Origin of the sequence: Oceanicola sp. 22II-s10i, from assembly GCF_002210105.1 — a bacterium.
Lineage (GTDB): Bacteria > Pseudomonadota > Alphaproteobacteria > Rhodobacterales > Rhodobacteraceae > Pseudooceanicola.
Genome location: NZ_AQQU01000019.1, coordinates 1 through 21,370 on the forward strand (window position 1 = coordinate 1; position 21,370 = coordinate 21,370).

A 21,370-nucleotide genomic window follows, 5' to 3' on the forward strand; every position below is an offset into this window, starting at 1 on the left:
AGATCATCCGGCTCCAGGCGAAGGGCGCGATGCAGTTTGACCGCACGTTCCAGCGCTTGAGATCAAGCGCAACAGATTTTGAGAAGGCCGCGATGCCCAGCTTCGCGGCAGAGTAGTTCGCCTGGGCAAAATTGCCGATCAGCCCCGAGGTCGAGGTCATGTGCACGAGCGCGCCGCTTTCCTGTTCGCGGAAATAGTCGGCGGCCGCGCGGCTGGTATTGAAGGCACCATAAAGATGGACCTTCACCACCGCGTCGAAATCCTCATAGGTCATCTTGTGGAAGTAACCGTCGCGCAGAATGCCGGCGTTGTTTACCACCGCGTCGATGAGACCGAATTCCTTGACCCCGGCTTCGATCATCGCGCGCGCGGCATCGGGATCGGTGACAGAGCCGCCATCGGCAATGGCATCGCCCCCAGCGGCCCTGATCTCTTCGACGACTTTATGAGCCGCAGTTTCTGTCTGAGCGGTGCCTTTCACGGATGCGCCCAGATCATTGACCACCACGGCGGCGCCTTCGGTAGCTGCCCTCAAGGCGATATCACGCCCGATCCCACCGCCGGCCCCGGTGACCAGAACGACCTTTCCGTCAAGTGCTTTTGTCATCTTCTTGCTCCCTCAGAGTGACTTGCGGTATTTGTCCAACCCGCCGGTGTGCATGACCCGGCCCATGAGCGGCACACCGATGATCTCTTCTGCTTTGACCGCCGCTGCGATCAGCTTGTCCAGATCAATGCCGGTTTCGATGCCGAGCTCGTGACACAGGAACACTGCATCCTCGGTGCAGACATTTCCTGCGGCGCGCGCGTGGCCGTGGCCCGCGAAAGGACAGCCGCCAAGACCGGCGACGGAGCTTTCGAACATGTCCACGCCCATCGACAGGGCCGCATAAACGTTGGCGATCCCCAGCCCACGTGTGTCATGGATGTGCATACCGATGCGCGCCTCGGGCGCCAATTCGCGCAGGGCGCCGATCATCCGTTTGACCGCCTCGGGGTTTCCCCAACCCATGGTGTCGGCGACCACGAGGATCGGCACGGGGATGTTCTCTTCTTCGCATAGCTGAAGGATAAAGCGGAAATCGTCCAAGATGCGTTCTTGGGGGATGGGGCCCTCGAGGTTGCAGCCGAAAGCGGTCATCACATAGGCCGCGTCGACGGTATATCCCTCTTCCTTGTAAAGACGGACCCAGTCACGTTGTTTTTCCCGCATCTCGGCCGAGGAACAATTGTTGTTCGATTGGGCGAATGCTTCGGAAGGATAGAACAGCAGACGCGGGTCGATATCGACCTCATGCGCGGTCAGGGCCTTGCGAAACCCTTTGTCGTTCAGCCACAGCGATGTGTAGTTCACGCCCGGTTTGCGCTTGATACGCTGGAACAACTCGCCGGTGTCCGCCATCTGAGGAACGTATTTCGGGCTGACAAAGCTGCCGACCTGAATGCGTTTCAAGCCGGTTTCGCTGAGCATGTCGATCAGTTCGATCCGCTCTTCGATCGGGTAAATCTTCTTTTCGATCTGAAAACCCTCACGCGGGCCTTCTTCACGAAATTCTACGAATTTGGGAAAGTCGCTCATTTCATCACTCCTCGGATGGCAGGATCTCGGCGATGACCTGGCCGCGATCGACCATGTCCCCATTCGAGACGGATATATTGCTGGCGATCCCGGCCGCGGCCGCCCGGATCGAGATTTCGAGTTTCATGGATTCCATGACCGCGACCACGTCGCCTTCGGCCACGCTCTGACCATCGGAGACCTTGATTTCGACAATCATGCCGGTCAGCGGAGAGGTCACGGCGCGATCCGCCGCGGCATCGCCGCCGGCAAAGGCAAGGGGCGCGGCGGGCCGAAAGACCAGGCGGCCTTCGGGCGTATCCAGTTCGATCACGCCCGCGTGCAGGCGCGCGTCGATCAGATGGACGGTGTCGCCTTCGCCGACACGCCAACGGCCCGGGGTCAGTTCACGTGCCGACAGTATCAGCGCCTCGCCTTTCTCCGAATGGATGGTGTACTTGGCACCCGGTTTGACTGGACTGACGCGCAGTTCTTCGGATACCTCGTCAGAATCGGTAAGCGTCACGCGCTGCCCCGCTTCAATCGCATCGCCGCCCAGTCCAAGCCGCCAGCCGGTAAAGGCATCACGGTTGGTCCAGGGATTGGCGTCTGTGTCGCTGCGCGACTGGGTCACGAAGAGAATGGCAGCGGTCGCCTTCCACAGATCTGGGCGGGTCAGGCCGGGTGCCTGTGTCAGCTCATCCAGCCTGCCGTCGATCCAGCGGGTATGCACCTGCATCCGTTCGAATTCATGGTTTCGCGCCAGCGCCGTTAGAAAGGCGCGATTGGTCTCGACACCTTCGACCGCGACATGATCAAGCGCCGTGGCCAGACGTGCCAATGCGGTTTCCCGGTCGGGCGCGTGCACGATCAGCTTGGCGATCATCGGGTCGTAGTAGGGCGTGACGGCATCGCCTTCTTCGACGCCGCTGTCGACGCGCAGGCCCGATGGCAGGCTGAGCGTGGAGAGCGTGCCCGTCGACGGGGCGAATTGCATCGCCGGATCTTCGGCGTAAAGCCGCGCCTCGACCGCGTGGCCGTTGATCGTCAGATCGTCCTGCACCAGTCCAAGGCCCGCGCCTTCGGCAATCCGCAGGTGAAGCGCGACAAGGTCCAGCCCGGTGATCGCTTCGGTGACGGGATGTTCCACCTGAATGCGCGGGTTCACCTCAAGGAAGAAATACTCGCCACCCGCGACCAGAAATTCGACCGTGCCCAGCCCGCGATAGTCCAGCGTTTCGCCCAAGCGCACCGCGTCGCGTGCGATGTCGTCCAGAAGCGTTCGGGGCAGACCCCAGGCCGGGGCTTCCTCGATGACCTTCTGGTGGCGGCGCTGAAGCGTGCAATCGCGTTCGAACAGATGCACCACATGGCCCTTGCCGTCACCTGCGATCTGCACTTCAACATGGCGCGCCTCGGGCAGGAAACGCTCCAACAGCAGCCCTTCGGAGCCGAAGGTGGATTTTGCTTCGCGCAGCGCGCCTTCGATGTCCTCGACCAGCGTGGTCTCGTCAGTGACGAGCCGTTGTCCGCGCCCACCACCGCCGCCGACCGCCTTGAGCAGCACCGGCAGGCCCATTTGGCGCACCTCCTCGGCAATCTGCTCGGGATCGGACCGCGCACCTTCGGCGCCCGAAATCACCGGGACGCTGGCCGCCACGGCGGCCTCTTTGGCGCTGGCCTTGTCGCCGAAACGTTCAAGCGTTTCCGGCGTCGGCCCCATGAAGATCATGCCGGCGGCTTCGACCGAACGAGCAAAATCCGGGTTTTCGGCCAGAAAGCCATAACCGGGATGGATCGCATCCGCGCCCACTGATTGCGCAGCGGCAATCACCGCGTCGATTTTCAGATAGCTCTCGGATGCAGGCCCGGCACCGATACAGACAGATTTGCCGATCTCGCGGACATGCAGGGCATTGGCATCGGCCTGCGAATGCACGCCGACAGGGGTGATACCGCTGGCCCGCGCGGTGCGCGCGATCCGGCAGGCAATTTCGCCGCGGTTGGCGATCAGAAGCGTTTTGATTTTCACGGTTCGCTCCTCACATCCTGAACACGCCGAAGTTGGTATCGACCTTGGGTCTGCGCGATGTCACATCCAGCATCAGCGCCATGACGTCACGGGTCTCACAGGGCTCGATCACGCTGTCGATCCAAAGGTTGGAAGCAAAATTATAGGCTCCCTGAAAATCTTCGTATTCCTTGCGGATCGGTGCCTTGAAGGCTTCCTCCTCCTCGGGGGTCCAGCTTTTGCCTTCGCGTTCGTTGATCTGCGCGCGGACCTGAGCCAGCACGCTGGCGGCCTGTTCCGGCCCCATGATTGCCGACCGTCCCGTCGGCCAGGCGAACATTGCGTCCGGCTGGAACGGGCGGCCCAGCATCGCCAGGTATCCGGCCCCGTAAGAGCCACCGGTGATGATTGTGAATTTCGGCACCCGGGCCGAAGACATGGCCGTGATCATCTTGGCGCCAGCCTTGGCAATGCCCATCTGCTCGACCTCGCGGCCCACCATGAAGCCGTTCACATCGGCCAGGAACAGCAGCGGAATATCACGCTGGACGCAGAGATTGATGAAATGCGTCGCCTTCAGCGCGGCTTCGACGAAAAGCACGCCTGTATTGGCGATGATCCCGACCTCGTGGCCGTGGATGCGCCCCCAGCCGGTCATGATCGTGTCGCCATAAAGCGGCTTGAATTCGTGAAAATCGCTCTCATCGACCAACCGAGCCACGATTTCGCGGTTGTCGGTCGGCACCTTGGGGTCGCGGCTGATGAGCCCATAAATCTCTTCGACCGGGTAGGCGGGCGCACGGGGCGTTTCGGGCGTCTTGCGGGGTTGGGGTTTTTCGCCAAGATGGCTGACAATTTCGCGCGTGATGGCCAGAGCGTGGGCGTCATCTTCGGCCAAATGGTCGGTCACACCGGAAACGGACGAATGCATCTTGCCGCCACCCAGTTCTTCGGCTTCGACCTTTTCGCCGGTTGCGGCAAAGGTCAATTCCGGTCCGCCCAGATACATAAAGCCCTGACCGCGCACGATCACCACTTCGTCACAGAGCGCGGGGATATAGGCACCACCCGCGGTGCAGGGCCCCATGACCACGGCGATTTGCGGCACACCATCGCCAGACATGCCGATCTGTTGGTGAAAGATGGAGCCGAACTGGCCTTCGTCGGGGAAAAGGTTGGCCTGGTCGGGCAGGAAGGCACCGCCGGAGTCCACGAGGGTGATGACGGGCAGGCGGTTTTTCCAGGCAATTTTCTGTGCCCGGACGTGTTTGCGGCAGGTGATCCCGAAATAGGTGCCGCCCTTTACGGTGGCATCATTGGCGATGATCATGCACTGACGGCCTTCGATCACGCCAATACCGGTAATGATGCCGGCGCCGGGTGGAACTCCCTTGTGCATATTCAGTCCGGCCAACTCGCCGAGTTCCAGAAATGGTGTGCCCGGGTCGATCAGCCGTTCGATCCGTTCGCGCGGCAGGATTTTGCCTTTGTCCACATGACGTTTGCGCGCCATTTCGGGGCCGCCGACGCGCTGTAAGAGCCGGAGGGCATGTAGTTCATCGACCTTTTCGCGGTAAGACACGTCGTTGGCGCGGAAGTCGTCCGACCCGCTGTCGAGAAGGGATTTCATTCTAGTCATGGCAGGTCTGGATATTTCCTGAGAACGAAGGCGACCTTAGCGGCGCCAGGTTTTTCGAAAGTGTCGGCCGCAACCAGGTGAACGTCGGCCTTGAAGACCAAGGAGTCGCGAAGCCGCTGCTCAATTTTCTTTTTGAGGGTGACGTCATCGGCCGGATCGCGATCGGGGCCCCGTTCGACAATCACCGTCAGCGCGCCCTGCGTGGTATGGCCCTCGAAATCGGCCACGATGCGCATGACGCCGTTGGTGTCCGGCACCATTTCGGTAACGATGCTGTTGATCGCCGACGGGAAGACATTGGCCCCGCGCACGATCAGCATGTCGTCGGTGCGGCCGGTGCAGCGGATCTTCGGTCCGGTGCGGCCGCAGGAGCATTCGGTATCGATCACTTCGATATAATCGCCTGACCGGAACCGCACGAGCGGGCTCGCCTGGCGGCCGAGCGCGGTATAGACCATCTCGCCTTCTGCGCCTTTTTTCCAGGGAATGATCCTGCCGCTCTCCGGGTCGAGCAGCTCGGTCAGGACATAATCCATGTTGACCATGTGCATACCCGACTGGGCGTCGCACTCGGCCCAGTATGTCACGCCCAGATCGGTGCCGCCCAGCATCTCGGTGCATTTCGCACCCCAGGCCTTTTCGATCTTTGCCCGAATTGCGGGAATGCCGCCGCCGGGTTCGCCGCCGACGATCACGCGCTCGATACCCAGTTCGCTGGCCTTGCAGCCAAGTACCTCGGGAGCCTTTTCGGCCAGGTGCAGCACAAAGTTCGGGGCGCCGACCACGCAACGCGTGCGGGTGTCGGCGCAGGCGCGCAGCAGCCGTTCCGCACCGCCATCGGCGCCCACCGGGACATCGATCGTGCCCATGTACTGCAATCCCTGCATCACGGGGATGCCGCCGACAAAGCCCTTGGCGAGCGAAAACGCGTGCAGCACCATGTCGCCCGGCCGCACGCCATTGGCAAAGAAACAGCGTGCCGTCATCTCGTGCCACATTTCGGCGTCGGATTCGGTCAGGGCCACATATGAGGGGCTGCCGGTCGTGCCCGACGATGCCTGCATTTGGATGATCTCGTACATGGGCGCGGCGCGGTGTTTGCCGAACGGCGGATCGGCGGCCAGGCTTTCGCGGATCTCGGTCTTGTAGGTATAGGGCAGTTTCTGCAGGTCTTCGATGGTGCGGATATCGTCGAATTCCACACCGGCTTTCGCGAACTTCTCCTGATAGAAAGTCGAGTTTGCCTTGAGATAGGCCATCTGATCGCGCAGTCGCTCTTCCTGAATACGGCGCACCTCGTCGAGCGGCGTGCCCTCGATCGCGTGCCAGAAGCGATCATTTACCTTGTCGGCGGCATCTTCCCGCCGGAAGCGCATTCCAAATTGCATGTCGTTCTCCGTTCCTAGCCGTGGCGATCAATAGGATCGTGGCAGGCCCATGACCTTTTCGCCGATAAAGCTCAGGCACAGTTCGCGGTTCACCGGCGCTGTGCGCAGCAGGCGGACCAGCGGGTACATTTCGTAAAGTCCCGTATCTTCGGTAAAGCCCGATCCACCATGCGCCTGAAGCGCCGCGTCGACCGCTTCGATCCCGGCTTCGGCGGCGGCATATTTCGCCATGTTCGACGACGCACCGGCAGGCAGCTTGTTGTCGAACTCCCATGCCGCGCGCCGGGTCATCAGACTGGCCATTTCGACTGCCGTATGCGCCTTGGCCATCGGATGCTGCACGCCCTGGTGCGCACCGATGGGTTGGCCGAACACATTGCGCTCGGAGGCATAGGCCACGCCCTTGTTCAGGGCGAACCGGCCGATGCCGCAGCACAAGGCGGCCAGGATAATACGCTCGGGGTTGAGGCTGTCGAACAGGATCGAGAACCCTTCGTCCACCTCGCCGACCACATCCTCGGGGCCGAGATCCACATCGTCGAAGAACAGTGTCCACTGCTCCTCGGGCAGGGGGATCGAGATCTTCACCCGCTGCTTGTGGACGCCTTTTTTCTTCAGATCCACGGCGAACAGGGTAAAGCCGTCGGTCTTGCGGCTGACCTCGGTATGCGGTTTGGTCCGCGCCACCACGAGGCAGTAGTCGGCCACTTCGGCCCCGGTGATGAAGGTCTTTTCGCCCGACAGGCTGAACCGGTTGCCTCGACGCTTGGCCAGCGTAGTGGCCTTCATCGTGTTCGACCCGGCCCCCGGTTCGGTGATCGCGAAACAGAACTGGATATCACCGCGGCAGGCGGCCGGCAGCAGTTCTTTCTTGTGGAACTCGCTCCCGTGGCTGGCGATATGGGCCAGCGACATGGTCGGCCCGACCACCATCATCAAAAGCGGAATGCCGTGATTGGCGGTGCCCTCCATGAACAGGGCCATTTCAGTCATACCAAGGCCCGCGCCGCCGAATTCCTCGGGCACCATGATGCCCAGGAAACCGTCATCGGCAATCTGCTTGAACATCTCGTGCGGGAACTCATGCCTGCGCGCGTGGTCCAGCCAATACGCATTGTCGTATTTCTGCGCCAGCTGGCCGCCATACTCGTAAATCTGGCGTTGTTCGTCGTTCAAAATGAAATCCATGTTTCGTCCTCAGGCCTTGAATTCGGGGGCGCGCCGGTTCTCGAATGCGTCGAGGCCCTCGGCCACGTCATCGCTGGGCAGTGCACGCACCGCGGCATCGCGCTCAAGCCGCATCTGCTGGTCGATACCAAGGTCCGCACCTTCGCGCGCCAACCGCTTCATCTCGGCGATGCCGGGACGCGAGCGGGTGGCGATCTTCTGGCAGTATTCCAGCGAGATCTTGTGCAGGTCCGCATCCGGCACGATGTAGTTGACCAGGCCGGCCTCTTTGGCCTCGTCCGACTTGAGCCAGCGGGCCGAGAACATCAGGTCGAGCGCCCGGCGCTGCCCCATCAACCGCGTCAGCCGCTGCGAGCCACCCCAACCGGGAATCAGCCCGAATTGCGCATGCTGATCGCCAAACTGGGCGCTTTCGGCCGCAAAGCACACGTCGCAGGCCAGCATCAGTTCGATCCCGCCGGCCAGACACAACCCCTGCACTGCGACTACGACAGGGAGGGAGGAGGTTTCGAGCGCACGCAGGTTTTTCATGCCAAAGGCGATGAAATGGTCCAGTGCGGCGGGATCGTTCAATTTACCTTTCACTTCCACCAGATCGGCACCGGTGCAAAAGTGCTTGCCCTGCGCCCGGATGAGGATCGCCCGAATAGCGGGGTTCGCCTCGAATTCCGCACGCGCGACAGAAATACGCTCATGCACCTCAAGTGACAGGCAATTGAATTTCTCGGGGCGGGCCAGTTCGATGATGCCGGTGTTGCCCTCGGAAGTGACGAGGATGGGGTCGCTCATTTCGAGGCTCCCTTCGCCTTCTTGTCATACTGCAGCGCCATGCGACCGACCTTCTCGCGGGCGATCACCAGCTTCTGGATCTGCGCGGTGCCGTCACCGATCTGCAAGCCGAGCACATCGTTGTAGCGCTGGTGGTGGGGCAGGTCGGTGGTGTAGCCGTAATGTCCGTGCAGGATCAGGCACTGGTGCAGGATCTCGCAGGCGGTTTTGGGCAGGTACCATTTGCACATGGCGGCCTGAGAGGTGTGGGGCAGGCCACGGTCGCGCAGGTCCAGCGTGTAATAGCAAAGCTGGCGCATCATGGTCAGTTGGGTCTCGGCCTCGGCCAAGGGAAAGCTGACACCCTGATACTGCACGATCGGGGCTCCGAATGCCTCGCGCTCCTGAACGTAGGCCCAGGTTTCATCCACCGACGCTTGCGCGGCCCCCAGGCACTCCAGCCCGATCAGTGCGCGGGAATAGTCGAAGCCCGCCATGATCGTGCCAAAGGCACGGTCCTGTTCCGCCATCATGTTTTCAGCCGGCACGAAAACATCGTCAAAGAAAACCGAGCCGCGCCCGACAGGCTTGGTGCCGATGTCGTCAAAATGGGTGCGCTTGATGCCTTCCTGGTTCAGATCGACGAAAAAGGCGCTGACCCCGCGTGAGCCGCCGTCAGGATCGCCGGTACGGGCAAAGACGACCGCCGCATCCGCCTGACTGGCAAAACTCATGGATGTCTTTTCACCGTTCAGCCGCCAGCCGTTGCCGGATTTCTCGGCCCTCAGAATCAGGTTCGCCGCATCCGAACCGCCGCGCGGCTCTGTCAGGCCCAGGCCAATGACCGCATCACCCGAAACAACCTTGGGCACCCATTCCGACGCGATGTCCTTGGAGGCATGTTTGGCAACCATTCCGCCCATGAGAGAGCCCAGAAGCTGCACGTAACTTGCGTTGAAATCGGCATAGGCGATCTCTTCGACGATCAGCCCTGACGTGACAGAGCTTTCGCCGAGACCCCCGAATTCCTCGGGCAGATCGGCCCCGATCAGCCCCAGTGCGCCCATCTCCTTGATCAGCGCACGGTCGAATGTATGGCCGCTGGCGCGTTCTTGATATGTGGGCGAAAGCCTTTCAGTTGCGAAGCGCTTTGCGGTCTCGCGAAACGCCTTCTGATCGTCTGTAGGCTGGAATTGCATCGGTGCTCCTCCTCGTGAGCGAAAATCTTCTTTCCAAAAATCTAACAAATGTTAGAATGTATATCAAGTGCAGTTTTGAGGAGGAGAACCAAAGTGAAAAATAGACCAGATGGAAGCTTTGAAACCATGCTCTCGCCCATCCGCGCAGGCCAGCATACATTGCGAAATCGTGTCATCATGGGGTCGATGCACACGCGGTTGGAAACCGAGCCTGACGGCATAGCCAAACAGGTCGCTTTTTACTCTGAGCGGGCGCGGGGGGAGGCGGCGATTCTGGTCACCGGCGGGTTTTCGCCCAATGCCGAGGGCATATTCGATCCAGAAGGTCCGAGAATCGATGACCCGGAAGAAGCGCTTGACCTGCGCCCGATCTGCGAGGCGGTGCAGGCCGAAGGCAGCCTGATCTGCGCGCAACTCCTCCACGCCGGGCGCTATGCCAAGATCGAAGGGTGTGTGGCCCCGTCGCCGATCCGCGCCCCGATCAACCGTTTCATCCCGCGTGAAATGACCGAAGCCGACATTCTCCGTACCATCGAGGATTTTGCCGTGGCGGCCGCCAATGCGCTGGCCGCAGGCTTTGATGGCGTCGAGATCATGGGGTCCGAGGGATACCTGATCAACGAATTCACCGTCACCCACACCAACAAGCGCCAAGACGACTGGGGCGGCAGCGCCGCGAACCGCCACCGATTCCCGGTCGATATCGTGCGCGCGGTGCGCGAACGTTGCGGCCCCGACTTTCTGGTCATCTACCGGATTTCGGCGGCCGATCTGGTCGAGGGCGGCGCGCCCGCCGATGAAATTGCCGCACTGGCCCGCAAGATCGAGGCTGCGGGTGCGGATATCCTGAACACCGGCATCGGCTGGCATGAGGCCCGCGTGCCGACGATCGCCTACCCGGTGCCGCGCGGTGCCTGGCGCAAGGCGGCAGCCAACGTCAAAGCGGCGGTGTCGATCCCGGTAGTCGCCTCGAACCGGATCAACACACCCCAGCTTGCAGAAGACATACTTGCCTCTGGCGATGCGGACATGATCTCGATGGCGCGCCCGTTTCTGGCCGATCCGCATTTCGTGAAAAAGACGCGCGAGGGCCGCGCAGACGAGATCAACACCTGCATTGCCTGCAACCAGGCCTGCCTGGATTTCATTTTTTCGGACCGGCCGGTCGGATGTCTGGTCAATCCAAGGGCCGGGCGTGAAACGGAATTCCGGGATACGCCAACCGACACGCCAAAGAAAGTGGCCGTCGTTGGCGGTGGTGCCGCGGGCATGGCCACAGCCGCCGAGGCGGCACGGCTGGGCCACGATGTCACCCTGTTCGAAGCGCAGGACAAATTGGGCGGTCAGCTGAATCTGGCCCGCGCCGCACCAGGCAAGGACGAATTCGACGAAACCCTGCGGTATTATGCCGGTCAGATGCAGAAACACGGGGTCACGCAGCGTCTGGGACAGCGGGCAGAGGCGAGCGATCTTGAGGGATTTGACCATGTGGTCATCGCCACCGGGGTCACGCCGCGCATTCCCGACCTGCCGGGTATCGACCATCCCAGCGTCGCGACCTACGCCGAAATTCTGTCCGGTGACCGCGAGGCGGGCGACCGTGTCGTGGTGATGGGGGCGGGGGGCATCGGTCATGATGTGGCCGAGTTCCTAGTGACCAAACCCGCCGAGACCGCGAATTCCGACGTCTTTTGCGAAACCTGGGGAGTGGACCCCGAATTTGTCTCCTCGGGTGCCCTGGCGGGCGACCCTCTGGCACCGAAGCCGTCGCGCCGCAAGGTCGTCATGCTGCAGCGCAAGACCGCTAAACCGGGCGCGGGGCTTGGTGTTTCGACAGGGTGGATCCTGCGCAACGCGCTGCGCAAACATGGGGTCGAGGCAATGGGCGGGGTGACCTATGAACATATCGACGATGCGGGGCTGCACATCGTCGCGGACGGAAACCCGACGGTCATCGCAGCCGATACAATTGTGCTGTGCACCGGTCAGGAACCGGAACGGGCCCTGGCCAAAGAGGTTGTAGCGCGCGGCGTCCTGGTTACGATGATCGGCGGGGCAAAGGAGGCCGCCGAACTGGATGCGCTGCGCGCCATTGATGAGGGCGTGCGCCTGGCGCAGGATCTCTGAACCGAGGCTCGGGCAAGGGGGAAACTATGCTGACCGGCGTCATCCGCGCGGGGCGCGCTGATCTGTATTCGATCTTTCGAACCCGCGCACATGACTGCGCCCGCGCCCTCGCCATCGAGGACGGCAGCAGGAAACTGACCTATGCAGAACTGCTGGAGCGGGTCGATCGTCTGGCGGCTGTCTTTCTGGCACGAGGCGTGGCGCCCGGAGACAGGATCGCGATCCTGTCGCATAACCGCTCAGAATATCTGGAGGTCGAACTTGCAGCAGCGGGAATCGGCGCGATCGTCGCCTGTCTGAACTGGCGGCTTGCCCCCGATGAACTGCGGCACTGCATCGATCTGGTCGAGCCGGTTCTCGCGGTTGTCGAACCGGAACTTTCAGAAGCTTACCGCGCCGTCGCGTCGACACCCTGTCTAACCGTCGGGCCAGACCTGGAAACGGCCATTGCCGGGGTCGAGCCGGACCCGCGCACCGGAACCATGGTTGACGACCCCGAGGCCGGTCTGACGATCCTCTATACCTCGGGGACCACGGGCCTGCCCAAGGGGGCGCATATCAGCCACCGCGCGCATATCGCCCGATCCATGGTTTTTGCGGCCCAGCTGGCGCTGGATCCCGGCGACGGGTTCATCGCCTGGGCGCCGATGTTCCACATGGCCTCCACCGATCATGCGCTGGCAACGATCCTGCGGGGTGGGACCGTGGTGATGGTGGACGGGCTGCAGCCCGCCGTCATCAACGAGGCGCTGTCACGCCACAGGATCGGCTGGTTCGTGATGATGCCCGGGGCACTGGAGGCTTTTATTAACGAACGGCACGCCAACCCTTTGCCGCTGAAGGGGATCAAGGTTTGCGGCGCAATGGCTGATCTGGTGCCGCCGCATCAGATCGCGGAACTGACCGGTCTTCTGGACACGCCCTATCTGAATTCCTTCGGGGCGACCGAAACCGGCCTGCCGCCGGGAACCGCCGATCTGATCGCGCCGGGTGTGACCCCGGACCGGCTGTCCAAGCGCATCAGCGCCTTTTGCGAGGTGCGGCTGGTCGATCCCGACGACCGCGAAGTCCCCGATGGAACGCCGGGCGAAATGGCGCTTCGGGGTCCGACGCTGTTTTCCGGGTACTGGAACGCCGACGACACCAATGCCCGTGACTTTCGCAACGGCTTTTTCCACATGGGCGATCTGTTCCGGCGCAATGCGGACGGCACCGTCGACTTTGTGGATCGGGCGAAATACCTGATCAAGACCGGAGGTGAAAACGTCTATCCGGCGGAAATCGAACGTGTGCTTCTTTCTCATCCCGATGTGATCGATGCCGCCGTGGTAAGGGCCTTCGACGCGAAATGGGGGGAAAGCCCGGTGGCCTTTGTCGCCTGTGACGATGACGGGCCGGATGCCGAGGCGCTGCTGAACTTGTGCCGCGAAAGCCTCGCTGGCTATAAGCGACCACGCGAAATTCGCTTCATCGCGTTCGAGGATTTTCCCAGATCGACCAGCGGCAAGATCCAGCGGCATATCCTCGAAGCCCGGCTCGCAGATTAATTTTCGCTCTGACCCGATCGTCAGCCAGCCACGCCAGTTCGCCCCAATAGCGATAAAAGCGTTCTTATCCTCGTTGCCACGAGTTTCTTATCCCCGCCCTTTGGAGTAACCCCCTGAAAGTGATCCACCATCTGGGATAGATTGACCCGCGATTGAAGCGCAGCCCTCTGTCGGACTACACGGCTAGGGTTTTCCGGGTGTTTGAGCTCAGGAGGATTCGTAGATCCCTGAGCCATTCATCAATGCGATCGGTGGTTTGTTCCCGGTTTCGCTGTGGGGGCAGCAGTAACCCTGCGCATCGCACGGACGGGCATGGACTGCCGGCAATTGCCGGTTGGGGCTGCTGCGGGCCTTCAAGGGAAAGTCGGCGACTATCCGATGTGCGGGACAAAGCGGACATTCGCCAAGCGACCTCAAACGTCCGGTTCTGTACTGCGGCCCGACAAAACGATATCAAGTGATCAGCGGTCAGCCGATCGCACCTGTGTAACTGTCTTCTTCGGCCCTCCTGTCTGCATGATCTGGGACAGGTAAGAATTGCGCCGTCTGATGAAGTCACGCAGAAGGGTCGGGTAATCTTCACTGACGGCATTCTTCACAGAAACCCGACGCTCCAGTTCATGTCGCCAGGCCCTTACACGGGCAAGCCCTGTGAAGACGCCAAACTCTCCGATGGTGTCAAAAACGTCGAAATAGCGGAAGACCGGGCCGAATACGATATCGACGAGGCTGAACCGGTGGCCATCGAACCATGGTCCCTCCCCAAGCTCCGCGTCCAGCCGAAGGAACTTTGCGCGGAGCGCCGCCACTTTTTCTTCCAACGCTTTCTCGTTCGGCGCCGAGTAGAACCCCGCAATGTCGTTCAAGACAGCAGATCCAAATTCAATCCAGGCACGGTGGCGGGCGCGATCGAGAGCGTCGTGCGGATGAAGCGCGTGGGGTTGTGTATCCTCAAGATATTCGAGGATAACCGCAGATTCGAAAATCGGCGTCCCGTCCACAACCAGGACAGGCGTCTTGCCCAGCGGAGATATGGCAAGAAACCAGTCGGGCTTGTTCGAAAGATCGATGTCAGTTCTCTCGAACGTGACACCTTTCTCAGTGAGCGAGATCGCCGCGCGCTGCACATATGGGCAGAGCGCATGGCTAATGAGGTGGAGGCTCATGTTGTCTCTCCCTCCATCTGCACGTTACCGGGCGCGAAGGAAGGGCTGAGGGCGAAACGGCCGTCGCCCAGAAGCCCTTGCACGATGGCAAGCAGCGTCAGATAGGCCGGGTATTCCCACCCGCCGTTCTCGTATCCGAACATCCAGCCGTTTCCGGAGTGAGCCCAGGTCGCTCCGGCCAGGATGGGCACGGTCGCCGACGCGACCCACCGCGCCTGTATGCCGAGGACCAAAAAGGCACCGGCAATCGCCTCGACTGCAAAGACCATATAAGCAAACCAGCCGGGCAGCCCGATCGAAATGAAGAACTGCGCCGTTCCGGGAAGTGTGAAAATGAAGAGCTTGAGAAACAGGCTGTGCGCCAGGAACATGATACCGAGTGCTATACGGAGCAGGAATATCCCAAATTCTGTGAGGTGCGATTTTGACATGATATGATCCTATATGTCGATGCACTTGCATCTATATATAGCGCGTTACATGCGACGTCAAGGTTGATGCACTTGCATGCACATGATAGGTGCTGGATATGAACGAGATTGACCATGCTACTGAGGCCGCCTGGACAGCCCTCATGACTAAAAGCCGCGTTTTGCTTGAGGCTGTCGAATCGTCTCTGAAATCGGCAGGATACCCGCCACTTGCATGGTATGACGCGCTTCTCGAACTCGAGAAGGCAGGCCCGGACGGACTCCGTCCATTCGAACTCAAAGACCGGATATTGTTACCCCAATACGGTACGTCGCGGTTGCTGGACCGCATGGTGAAAGCAGGGCTGGTGGACCGACGGGACTGCTCGGAAGATGGGCGAGGTCAAAACATTTCTATCTCTGAAAAGGGTAAATCTGTCAGGAGGGCGATGTGGCCGATCTATGAACGGGTTCTGTCGGAAAGGATCGGCGCAAAGCTGAAACCCAAAGACGCCGCTCAATTGGCCACGCTACTCTCAAGGCTCTGAAGTCTCGGTCGACTGACGCGAAACCTGTCTGTGACTTTCCACGCTAAGTGGCCTTGAATTTTTTCACGTTAATTGGCCGACAGTTGCCTATGTCGGTGTGCGAAGGGTATTTCGGGCTGTTTCGACGTCCTTTCGCATCCAACAGACTTCTGCGTGATCGTTGATACATCCCATGGCCGGCATGAATGCATATACGGTGGTCGGTCCCACGAATTTGAAGCCAAGCTTTCGTAGGTCTTTGGAAAGGGTCTCGGACGCTGTTGATTTGGACCGCATTTGTGGCAGTGCGTCGTCCTTGGCAGGGTTCATATAGCCAGATGAATGCGGCGAAGGAGCCTTCCTCTTGGACGACCTCGAAAGTACGGCGAGCGTTGTTGATCACGGCTTCGATCTTGCCTCGATAGCGAACAATTCCTTCATCGGCAAGTAGGCGCTCAATGTCGTTGTCGTCAAAGTTCGCAACTCCCCGAAAGTCGAACCCGGCGAAGGCAGCACGAAAGTTCTCGCGCTTGGCCAGAATGGTGCGCCAGCTCAGCCCTGACTGGAAACTCCGGCGTGACGGCAGCCCATCGGCACCGTGGGCGTCCATCCGTTCCAATTACGGTTGCAGCATCAGGCCGCTGCCGCATAAACTTGAACAGAAACCGAACCAGATCCTCCGTTACGATACAGTCTCAGCTCTCCGAAAAACCCTGACGACGGACAATCGGCGACCGCACTGCTAAAAGCTAACATTCCCGCTTGACAGGTCTGAACCTGCTGGCGGCGACCTGGATACCGCGCGCGCCTACGGGAAACGGTTGGCCGAGGTCGCGAGCCGCTGGAACAGCTGATCCAGCTGTCTGAATAATCGGCCCGGCCGCCCGGATCGGATGTGCTGCGGCCGGGTTGCGCTCAGTCCGCGACCCCCGCCCGCCCGATCAGCGCCATGAGCGTTCCGGTCATCGTTGCGACGAGCTTTTCATCCTGGCCCTTCACGGCATAGGCACGCGCCTCGCATATGGTCAGCGTCCTGCCTGGTTTCACCACGTCAGCGACGAAGCGAAACCGTTCGCCGTCCGCCGGGTTGAGTAGGTTGATCTTGAATTCGGCCGTCAACACTGCCGCGTCCGCTGGCATCAGCGAAAAGGCCGCGTATCCGCAGGCGCTGTCCAGCGCTGTCGACACGATTCCGGCATGCAAAAACCCATGCTGCTGGGTCAGTGCAACCTGATGTGCCATTTCCAGAACGATGCGGCCGGGTAACAACTCGGCAATGCTGATCCCCAACGTGTTCATCACCTTCTGGCGATCGAAACTGTTGCGCACGCGTGCGTCATAGTCGGGGTTTTTCGGTTTGAATTGTGTCATGGCGGGTCTTCCTCTTCGATTTCATTCGTCAATGACCAATCTTAGGCGGTCTTTGAGGCGCGTATCTTGTAGCGAAAGGTCAAAACGACGCGGAATAGACAGAGCGCGCAACGCGCCGGGCGGTTTGCCGGCGAAGATCCGGCAAGCGGCGGACAAGTGAGATTGATCGTAATATCCGGCGTCCAGCGCCAGATCGCTCAGCGGCAGGGTCTTTGACGCAAGCTGCCCGAGAGCCCGGCGAAAGCGTCGCAAGGTCGCAAGCCGCCGCCGCGACACGCCGGTTTCCGCCCGCACCTTTCGACGTTTGGTCCGGTCGCTGTAAGCTCCGGGTGGTGCGGCAAAGCGCAGGTCTCTCGCAAGGCCGTCAAGCACCGCGATGAGCGCAGGCAGGTCATCGTCCCCGGTCTGAACCCGGGCCAGTTCTGAGGCCAGCATGTCCAGCCCTTTGGAGTCGGGAAATCGCTGCGGTCGTGACGACAGTCGCAGCCCGGCCACGACACCCTGGAATGGCCTTGGGCGGGGCGAAAAATAGGGGCGCGGTTCTGCCAGCGATACGCGCCCGCCGCCGCTGTCGTCGCGCGTTACCGAAAGGGTAAAGAGGTCGGTTGCGAACCGCCCGCGTCCACCACCGCTCAGCACACCGGTATCGCGGAACACGAACAAATGGTCGATCTGTTTGGCCGCTTCCTCAGGCGGCGCCAGTTCGAGATAAAGCGGCGCCGCCATCAGGTTACTTGACGAAAGCATCCCGGTTCTCGGGGACGAAATCGGCAAATCGGCGCGCCGGGCGTCCCATCACATCGCTGACCGTGGTCTCGATGCCGGCAAGGTAGCCCTTGGGCGCGATGGAAGCCAATTCGACCATGGCTCTGGCGACCTCGTCCTGCATTCCGCCAGCCACCATGCCCGCCTTGGCATTTTCGGCCGACAGGGGTGCGCAGGTGACAGTGCGCCCGGTCACCCTGGACAGGAGGGCGGCGATATCTTCTCCGGTAAGAGCTTCGGGCCCGGTCAGACCAAGAGCCTTGCCTTCGTAACCCGGAGCGGTCAGCGCCTCGGCGGCGACATCCGCGATGTCGCGGGCGTCGATCCAGGCCACGGGGCCGCCCAGATCGTCATAGTACACGGCGTCCTTTGCAATGTTACCGGCCTGCCATAGCAGGTTCTGCATGAAATAGGTCGGCTGGACAAAGGTCCAGTCAAGGCCGCTTTGCTTCAGCAGCTCCTGGGTTTCGGAATGCCACTTTCCAAAGGTCAGCCCCGCCTTGGGCGACGCGCCAAGCCCCGTGGCCACAACGATATGGCGCACGCCCGCGGCCTTGGCCGCCTCGATCACGTTCGCCTTCCACTGGCGCATGTTCAGATGGGCAGGCGTGACCAGGTATATCTTTTCTGCCCCGTCACAGGCCCGCGCCAGCGCGGCAGGGTCCGTGAAATCCGCGACGACCGCCTCGCATCCTTTGGCCTTTAGCGCGTCTAACTTTGAGAGGTCGCTGGTGACAGCGCGCACGGTCGCGCCTTTTGCCAGAAGCGTGTCGACGAGGGGCGCACCAGTCGTGCCCGTGGCTCCGAAAACAGTGATCATGACTTTTCCTTTTGCAGGTCTGCGATGGGCTGAATGGTTTCCGGGTTGCTGATCGACGACAGATCGCCTGGATCTTCACCGAGAAAGGCGGCGCGCACGACACGGCGCATGGTTTTCATGCTGCGGGTCTTGGGCAGCGCTTCGACAAAGTGGATCTCGCGCGGGCGGAAGGGTTTCGAGACGATCTCCCCGACACGATCCTTGAGCCGGTTCACGAGCTCCGCGTCCGGCGACACATTTGGTGCCGCCACGCAGACGCAGACGACAGCCACGCCCTTGATGTCATCAGGTGCCGCGATGGCCGCGGTGTCCACCACCTCTCCGGTTTCGGTCAGGGCCGCCTCGATCTCGGGCGGGCCGATGCGTTTGCCGGCGATGTTCAGCGTGTCGTCCGACCGGCCCAGGATATACCATGTCCCGTCCGGATCGCAGCGCACCCAGTCGCCGTGCCGCCAGAGGCCGGGGAAGGTGGACCAGTAGGTGTCAAGGTAGCGATCGCGGTCCCCCCTGATGGCCGGGGTCAGACCCAGAGGCGGCTGGGTCACGACCAGTTCGCCGACCTCGCCCGGTGCGGCTTCGCTGCCGTCCTGGCGCAGAACCTTGGCCCCGACACCCAGGGCCTGGGCCGAAAATCCGCCGGGCTTGAGCTCGTGCAGCACGGTCGAGGTCAGGATCGCGCCAAAAAGCTCGGTCCCGCCCGAGATGTTCAGCGGCACGGCGCGGCGGCGACAGATATGATCGAGCTGCCAGAGCCAGGCATCCTCGGTCCAGGGCTCGCCGGTCGAGGCGAGGATGCGCAGGGACGACAAGTCGTAGCCCGACAAAGATTCAGTATCCTGCGTCATGAACTGCCGTACCAGGGTCGGGGCCACGCCGAGATGCGTGACCTCCATCTCGGACGCAAGACGCAGCAGCCTGAAGGGATCGCCGGGCATTGATGGTGCGCCCTCGGCCAGCACCAGAGTCGAACCGGACAAGAGCACCGATAAAAGGGTGAGCGGTCCCATGACCCACCCCATGTCGGTCATCCAGAGGTGCCGGTCATCCCGTTTCATGTCGAGGCAAAGCAGGAAATCGGCCGTGGCCTTGGCCTGCACGCCCAAATGGGTATGCACGACACCCTTGGGCCGCCCGGTGGTGCCCGATGTGTAGGCGATGAGAAAGGTGTCATCGGCACTGACGGGAACGGCGGCAAACTCCGGACTGGCGCGGCCCACTGTTTCGGTCCAGTCCAGATCGCGGGCCGGATCGGCCACCGCATCGCCGAACCGTCGCAGGCTGATCACGGTATGAACCGATGGTACGTCGGTCAAAGCCTGGGCAAGGGTCGCTTCCATCCAGACCGGCTTGCCTCGCCGGGGTGTGGCATCCGCCGTCAACACCGCCACGGCATCCGCGTCGTTCAGGCGCGATACGATGGCATGGGGCGCAAAACCGGAAAACAGCGGCACCGCAACCGCGCCCAGCCGGGCAATACCCAGAAGCGCGGCCTCGATTTCGGGGATCATCGGCATATAGATGCCCACCGCCTGACCGGGCCTTACACCGCGCGTGGCAAGGGCCGAGGCGACGCGGGAGGCTTCGGCGGTAAGGTCGGAATAGGTCCAGCGGCGGCGGCTTCCGTCTTCGCCGACCCAGTCGATTGCGACCTTGTCGCCCAAGCCATCGGCAATTCGGGCGTCAAGACAGGTTTCCGTCAGATTCAAAGTACTCCCGACGGCCCACCGGATCGATTCGGGCCCTTCGGAGATATCTCGCAACCGGCTGTAGGGCCGCGCGAACCGTATCCCGGCATGGTCAATGATCTGGCCCCAGAACCAGTCTGGGTCTTCATTCGAACGGCGGACGAGTTCCTCGTAACTGTCAATGCCGCGGCCCTTCAGAAATGAGGTCAGCGTGCTTGTCCGCTGGATGTCAGAGCCTGGCTGAAACATTCGCAACCTTTCTAGAATGAAAAAGGGCCGCACATAAGGCGCGGCCAGTCGGGGAGGTAACTCTTGGCACGGTATGGCAGCAGCGCCTTGAGTCCGGCGCTGCTGCCAGCGTTTTAACCGTGCATGGACAGGCCGCCCGAAACCGAAATCACCTGGCCGGTAATGAACCCTGCGTCGTCCGACGACAGGAAGCAGATGATGCCAGGGTAATCCGTCGGCTGCGCAAGACGCTTCATCGGAATCGCCCGCTTGAGACCTTCGGCGATCTTTTGACCGGCCTCGCCCTCGGCAACCTGAGCGAACAGCGGCGTATCGGTCGGGCCGGGGGCGACCGCATTCAATTGAATACCTTTACGCGCCAGTTCGCGCGCTACGGTTTTGGTGAACGAGATGATGCCACCCTTGCAGGCCGAATACACGGCTTCGCCGGATGATCCGACGCGTCCGGCGTCGGACGCGATGTTGACCACACGGCCGCCGCCGTTCTTGACCATGCCCGGAAGCACCGCGTGATGCATATTCAGCGGACCGTAAAGATTTATGTCGATGACCTTTTTCCAAAGGTCGGGATCGGTGTCGAGGAACGGTTTGATCACGTCCCAGCCGGCATTGTTCACCAGCACATCGACCGGACCCCCGGCCTCGAACTCGGCTACAGCCTTGTCGACCTGGGCACGGTCGGTGATGTCCACCTTGAAGGCCTGCGCCTTGCCGCCGGCCTCGGTGATCAGGCGAACCGTTTCCTTCGCCCCGTCTTCGCTCATGTCAAAGATCGCAATCTCGGCACCTTCTTCGCCGAACCGTTCGCACACCGCGCGCCCGATGCCGCTGCCGCCGCCGGTCACGATCACGCGTTTTCCACTCAACCCTCGCATATGGAGGTCCTCCTCTTCCGCTATCATCTTGGCAAAGAACTTGATTCGGAACGTTCCTTGCGTTATTCTAACATTTG

At 61.3% G+C, this 21,370-nt stretch carries 18 protein-coding genes and 1 pseudogene; 3 read left to right on the forward strand and 16 right to left on the reverse strand.

All coding sequences use genetic code 11. The annotated features are described in order from the left end of the window. From ATO6_RS23160 to ATO6_RS23195, 8 genes are all read right to left on the reverse strand, one after another. Positions 1-607 (reverse strand): SDR family NAD(P)-dependent oxidoreductase (locus ATO6_RS23160; protein WP_088626350.1); only part of this gene is annotated, 607 nt, incomplete at its 3' end. A 12-nt stretch (positions 608-619) separates the two neighbouring features. Next, on the reverse strand, positions 620-1,579 hold the full coding sequence (locus tag ATO6_RS23165) for a hydroxymethylglutaryl-CoA lyase (protein ID WP_028288579.1): 960 nt from the start codon (positions 1,577-1,579) through the stop codon (positions 620-622). A 4-nt stretch (positions 1,580-1,583) separates the two neighbouring features. Further along, on the reverse strand, positions 1,584-3,590 hold the full coding sequence (locus ATO6_RS23170; RefSeq protein ID WP_088626351.1) for a biotin carboxylase N-terminal domain-containing protein: 2,007 nt from the start codon (positions 3,588-3,590) through the stop codon (positions 1,584-1,586). Between the two features lie 10 nt (positions 3,591-3,600). Further along, positions 3,601-5,208, reverse strand: coding sequence for an acyl-CoA carboxylase subunit beta (locus ATO6_RS23175; protein WP_028288577.1), 1,608 nt, complete (start codon positions 5,206-5,208; stop codon positions 3,601-3,603). Next, positions 5,205-6,596: a phenylacetate--CoA ligase family protein gene (locus ATO6_RS23180; RefSeq protein WP_028288576.1), complete on the reverse strand. Its 1,392-nt coding sequence runs from the start codon at positions 6,594-6,596 to the stop codon at positions 5,205-5,207. The genes ATO6_RS23175 and ATO6_RS23180 overlap by 4 nt, the downstream gene beginning before the upstream one ends. A gap of 27 nt (positions 6,597-6,623) precedes the next feature. Next, positions 6,624-7,784 carry an acyl-CoA dehydrogenase family protein gene (locus ATO6_RS23185; RefSeq protein ID WP_028288575.1) on the reverse strand — a complete coding sequence of 387 codons (1,161 nt, stop codon included), beginning with the start codon at positions 7,782-7,784 and terminating at the stop codon, positions 6,624-6,626. A 9-nt stretch (positions 7,785-7,793) separates the two neighbouring features. Beyond that, positions 7,794-8,573 (reverse strand): enoyl-CoA hydratase/isomerase family protein, encoded by a 780-nt coding sequence (locus ATO6_RS23190; RefSeq protein WP_028288574.1) that lies wholly within the window; start codon positions 8,571-8,573, stop codon positions 7,794-7,796. Beyond that, positions 8,570-9,751 carry an acyl-CoA dehydrogenase family protein gene (locus ATO6_RS23195; RefSeq protein WP_028288573.1) on the reverse strand — a complete coding sequence of 394 codons (1,182 nt, stop codon included), beginning with the start codon at positions 9,749-9,751 and terminating at the stop codon, positions 8,570-8,572. Before ATO6_RS23195 ends, ATO6_RS23190 begins: the two co-directional genes overlap by 4 nt. 126 nt (positions 9,752-9,877) lie before the next feature. Between ATO6_RS23195 and ATO6_RS23200 the strand changes: the two genes are divergently transcribed. Both ATO6_RS23200 and ATO6_RS23205 read left to right on the forward strand, forming a co-directional pair. Then, entirely contained in the window at positions 9,878-11,878 is a 2,001-nt protein-coding gene (locus ATO6_RS23200) for an NADPH-dependent 2,4-dienoyl-CoA reductase (protein WP_036540255.1), read from the forward strand. Positions 11,879-11,904: 26 nt separating this feature from the next. After that, a complete protein-coding gene (locus tag ATO6_RS23205; RefSeq protein ID WP_028288571.1) occupies positions 11,905-13,425 on the forward strand; it encodes a class I adenylate-forming enzyme family protein in 1,521 nt (506 codons plus the stop codon). Positions 13,426-13,886: 461 nt separating this feature from the next. Here the strand turns inward: ATO6_RS23205 and ATO6_RS23210 are convergent, their stop codons facing one another. Together ATO6_RS23210 and ATO6_RS23215 are read right to left on the reverse strand one after the other, a co-directional pair. Continuing rightward, entirely contained in the window at positions 13,887-14,591 is a 705-nt protein-coding gene (locus ATO6_RS23210) for a glutathione S-transferase family protein (protein ID WP_028288570.1), read from the reverse strand. Then, complete coding sequence (locus ATO6_RS23215) at positions 14,588-15,022, reverse strand: DoxX family protein (RefSeq protein ID WP_028288569.1); 435 nt, start codon at positions 15,020-15,022, stop codon at positions 14,588-14,590. The genes ATO6_RS23210 and ATO6_RS23215 overlap by 4 nt, the downstream gene beginning before the upstream one ends. 98 nt (positions 15,023-15,120) lie before the next feature. Between ATO6_RS23215 and ATO6_RS23220 the strand changes: the two genes are divergently transcribed. After that, on the forward strand, positions 15,121-15,549 hold the full coding sequence (locus ATO6_RS23220; RefSeq protein WP_043753647.1) for a MarR family winged helix-turn-helix transcriptional regulator: 429 nt from the start codon (positions 15,121-15,123) through the stop codon (positions 15,547-15,549). Between the two features lie 87 nt (positions 15,550-15,636). Here the strand turns inward: ATO6_RS23220 and ATO6_RS23225 are convergent. From ATO6_RS23225 to ATO6_RS23250, 6 genes and pseudogenes are all read right to left on the reverse strand, one after another. Then, a pseudogene (locus ATO6_RS23225) lies at positions 15,637-16,178 on the reverse strand (DNA-3-methyladenine glycosylase I). Between the two features lie 265 nt (positions 16,179-16,443). Next, complete coding sequence (locus ATO6_RS23230; RefSeq protein ID WP_027264411.1) at positions 16,444-16,899, reverse strand: PaaI family thioesterase; 456 nt, start codon at positions 16,897-16,899, stop codon at positions 16,444-16,446. Positions 16,900-16,920: 21 nt separating this feature from the next. Next, positions 16,921-17,646 (reverse strand): helix-turn-helix domain-containing protein, encoded by a 726-nt coding sequence (locus ATO6_RS23235; RefSeq protein ID WP_028288568.1) that lies wholly within the window; start codon positions 17,644-17,646, stop codon positions 16,921-16,923. After that, positions 17,630-18,484 carry an SDR family oxidoreductase gene (locus tag ATO6_RS23240; RefSeq protein ID WP_028288567.1) on the reverse strand — a complete coding sequence of 285 codons (855 nt, stop codon included), beginning with the start codon at positions 18,482-18,484 and terminating at the stop codon, positions 17,630-17,632. Before ATO6_RS23240 ends, ATO6_RS23235 begins: the two co-directional genes overlap by 17 nt. After that, positions 18,481-20,418, reverse strand: a complete 1,938-nt coding sequence (locus ATO6_RS23245) for an AMP-binding protein (RefSeq protein ID WP_028288566.1) — start codon at positions 20,416-20,418, stop codon at positions 18,481-18,483. The genes ATO6_RS23240 and ATO6_RS23245 overlap by 4 nt, the downstream gene beginning before the upstream one ends. Positions 20,419-20,531: 113 nt before the next feature. Further along, the gene (locus ATO6_RS23250) at positions 20,532-21,293 is read right to left on the reverse strand and encodes a glucose 1-dehydrogenase (RefSeq protein WP_027264415.1); all 762 of its coding nucleotides are present in this window, start codon (positions 21,291-21,293) and stop codon (positions 20,532-20,534) included. Positions 21,294-21,370 lie beyond the last annotated feature (77 nt).

Bases quoted from the DNA above. Each gene is read 5' to 3' on its own strand.
- ATO6_RS23230 (WP_027264411.1), bottom strand. From the start codon at position 16,899: ATGACACAATTCAAACCGAAAAACCCCGACTATGACGCACGCGTGCGC.
- ATO6_RS23180 (WP_028288576.1), bottom strand. From the start codon at position 6,596: ATGCAATTTGGAATGCGCTTCCGGCGGGAAGATGCCGCCGACAAGGTA.
- ATO6_RS23210 (WP_028288570.1), bottom strand. From the start codon at position 14,591: ATGAGCCTCCACCTCATTAGCCATGCGCTCTGCCCATATGTGCAGCGC.
- ATO6_RS23165 (WP_028288579.1), bottom strand. From the start codon at position 1,579: ATGAGCGACTTTCCCAAATTCGTAGAATTTCGTGAAGAAGGCCCGCGT.
- ATO6_RS23220 (WP_043753647.1), top strand. From the start codon at position 15,121: ATGAACGAGATTGACCATGCTACTGAGGCCGCCTGGACAGCCCTCATG.
- ATO6_RS23235 (WP_028288568.1), bottom strand. From the start codon at position 17,646: ATGCTTTCGTCAAGTAACCTGATGGCGGCGCCGCTTTATCTCGAACTG.
- ATO6_RS23175 (WP_028288577.1), bottom strand. From the start codon at position 5,208: ATGACTAGAATGAAATCCCTTCTCGACAGCGGGTCGGACGACTTCCGC.
- ATO6_RS23240 (WP_028288567.1), bottom strand. From the start codon at position 18,484: ATGATCACTGTTTTCGGAGCCACGGGCACGACTGGTGCGCCCCTCGTC.
- ATO6_RS23185 (WP_028288575.1), bottom strand. From the start codon at position 7,784: ATGGATTTCATTTTGAACGACGAACAACGCCAGATTTACGAGTATGGC.
- ATO6_RS23190 (WP_028288574.1), bottom strand. From the start codon at position 8,573: ATGAGCGACCCCATCCTCGTCACTTCCGAGGGCAACACCGGCATCATC.
- ATO6_RS23215 (WP_028288569.1), bottom strand. From the start codon at position 15,022: ATGTCAAAATCGCACCTCACAGAATTTGGGATATTCCTGCTCCGTATA.
- ATO6_RS23195 (WP_028288573.1), bottom strand. From the start codon at position 9,751: ATGCAATTCCAGCCTACAGACGATCAGAAGGCGTTTCGCGAGACCGCA.
- ATO6_RS23205 (WP_028288571.1), top strand. From the start codon at position 11,905: ATGCTGACCGGCGTCATCCGCGCGGGGCGCGCTGATCTGTATTCGATC.
- ATO6_RS23250 (WP_027264415.1), bottom strand. From the start codon at position 21,293: ATGCGAGGGTTGAGTGGAAAACGCGTGATCGTGACCGGCGGCGGCAGC.
- ATO6_RS23200 (WP_036540255.1), top strand. From the start codon at position 9,878: ATGCTCTCGCCCATCCGCGCAGGCCAGCATACATTGCGAAATCGTGTC.
- ATO6_RS23245 (WP_028288566.1), bottom strand. From the start codon at position 20,418: ATGTTTCAGCCAGGCTCTGACATCCAGCGGACAAGCACGCTGACCTCA.